This window comes from Roseburia sp. AM16-25 (assembly GCF_003473825.1).
In the GTDB taxonomy this organism is placed as follows: Bacteria; Bacillota; Clostridia; order Lachnospirales; family Lachnospiraceae; genus Pararoseburia; species Pararoseburia lenta.
Window position 1 is genome coordinate 1 of record NZ_QUCW01000015.1, and the last position, 298, is coordinate 298.

Genomic DNA, 298 nt, shown 5'->3' on the forward strand with positions numbered 1-298 from the left:
ATTCAACTTTCTTTCATCAAAATCTATCTGTATGAAATTTTCAAGGTGCTATTTTGACTGTTTTACCAGTCATTAGAAATCTCAATCTTCTTTGAAATCTCTAATCACAGGTAAAACCTGTTAAGGTCGTAACAAGTCTTTCGACTCGTTACTTCTATATGTAAAACAGAAATATTTTCTGTCTTTTTTCTATAACTGGCAGCCACCTACTCTCCCGGGTCGTCTCCAACCAAGTACCATCGGCCGCTTAAGTCTTAACCATCGTGTTCGGGATGTATAACGGGTGTTTCCCCTAAGC

Annotated in this window: 1 rRNA gene (cut by a window edge); it reads right to left on the bottom strand. The window is 38.3% G+C overall.

From position 1 onward, the window contains the following. Positions 1-193 precede the first annotated feature (193 nt). Positions 194-298 (bottom strand): 5S ribosomal RNA (gene rrf / locus DW183_RS12950); it runs 14 nt beyond the window's last position.